Origin of the sequence: Enterobacter sp. kpr-6, from assembly GCF_900116015.1 — a bacterium.
Taxonomy (GTDB): Bacteria; Pseudomonadota; Gammaproteobacteria; order Enterobacterales; family Enterobacteriaceae; genus Enterobacter_D.
Genome location: NZ_FOYH01000018.1, coordinates 1 through 1,025, shown reverse-complemented (window position 1 = coordinate 1,025; position 1,025 = coordinate 1). Strand labels below are relative to the sequence as shown.

The 1,025-nt window shown below is 54.3% G+C and carries 1 rRNA gene; it reads left to right on the top strand.

The features are described 5' to 3' along the window. Positions 1 to 1,025 (top strand): 23S ribosomal RNA (locus BM373_RS21325); the annotation flags it as partial.

Below are 1,025 nucleotides of genomic sequence, written 5' to 3'. Positions count from 1 at the left end.
TCATCTCCGGGGGTAGAGCACTGTTTCGGCTAGGGGGCCATCCCGGCTTACCAACCCGATGCAAACTGCGAATACCGGAGAATGTTATCACGGGAGACACACGGCGGGTGCTAACGTCCGTCGTGAAGAGGGAAACAACCCAGACCGCCAGCTAAGGTCCCAAAGTCATGGTTAAGTGGGAAACGATGTGGGAAGGCACAGACAGCCAGGATGTTGGCTTAGAAGCAGCCATCATTTAAAGAAAGCGTAATAGCTCACTGGTCGAGTCGGCCTGCGCGGAAGATGTAACGGGGCTAAACCATGCACCGAAGCTGCGGCAGCGACACTATGTGTTGTTGGGTAGGGGAGCGTTCTGTAAGCCTGCGAAGGTGGCCTGTGAGGGCTGCTGGAGGTATCAGAAGTGCGAATGCTGACATAAGTAACGATAAAGCGGGTGAAAAGCCCGCTCGCCGGAAGACCAAGGGTTCCTGTCCAACGTTAATCGGGGCAGGGTGAGTCGACCCCTAAGGCGAGGCCGAAAGGCGTAGTCGATGGGAAACAGGTTAATATTCCTGTACTCGGTGTTACTGCGAAGGGGGGACGGAGAAGGCTATGTTGGCCGGGCGACGGTTGTCCCGGTTTAAGCGTGTAGGCGTGTGTTCCAGGTAAATCCGGTTCACTTTAACGCTGAGGCGTGATGACGAGGCACTACGGTGCTGAAGTAACAAATGCCCTGCTTCCAGGAAAAGCCTCTAAGCATCAGGTAACATCAAATCGTACCCCAAACCGACACAGGTGGTCAGGTAGAGAATACCAAGGCGCTTGAGAGAACTCGGGTGAAGGAACTAGGCAAAATGGTGCCGTAACTTCGGGAGAAGGCACGCTGGTGTGTAGGTGAAGCGACTTGCTCGCGGAGCTGAAACCAGTCGAAGATACCAGCTGGCTGCAACTGTTTATTAAAAACACAGCACTGTGCAAACACGAAAGTGGACGTATACGGTGTGACGCCTGCCCGGTGCCGGAAGGTTAATTGATGGGGTTATCCG